The organism is Pontitalea aquivivens (genome assembly GCF_046507575.1).
Lineage (GTDB): Bacteria > Pseudomonadota > Alphaproteobacteria > Rhodobacterales > Rhodobacteraceae > Pontitalea > Pontitalea aquivivens.
In genome coordinates this window covers 1-477 of sequence record NZ_JBKFEY010000125.1, presented here as the reverse complement: position 1 = coordinate 477, position 477 = coordinate 1, and the positions used below count along the sequence as shown (strand labels likewise).

General features: G+C 65.0%; 1 protein-coding gene. It reads right to left on the bottom strand.

The features are described from left to right. On the bottom strand, positions 1-315 hold a 315-nt coding region (locus ACK8OU_RS20460; RefSeq protein ID WP_410305163.1), incomplete at its 3' end, for a major capsid protein. Positions 316-477: the final 162 nt, after the last annotated feature.

Sequence of the window (477 nt, the reverse complement as noted above, 5' to 3'; positions counted from 1 at the left end):
AGAACCGAAGTCGCGGATCCCCTGGATCTCCGAGGCCCAGAGCACGTCCTGCTTCTTGAACTGGCGGCAGACGAAGGCGCGCAGGTCGCGGCGCTCGGGCACTTGGCTCTCATAGGCCGAGCCCCGTTCGGAAAACGGGATCAACGAGAGCGTGCCATCACGACTCTCGATCATCACCGTGCGTGCGCGCACGCCGCGATTGGCGAAGAGGGCCGCGCCCGAGAGGATCGCGGGCTTGAAGGGGATGTTTTCCAGAGCCCGGGTGAGCTCGATGATCGAGAAGGCATCGCCTTCGAAAATGTCCATTGTGGCCATGGATGCCTCCTGAAAGATCGGATTGAGAGGTTTGGGGCTCTCAGCGCACGAGGATGCCCGCCGCCAGCAGGGCGGCATGGGCGGCGGCGATCTCGGCCTCGGTCGGGGTGCCGGCAAAGACCAGATCGTGGCGATTGACGATGGCCGGGCCGCGCACCAGCA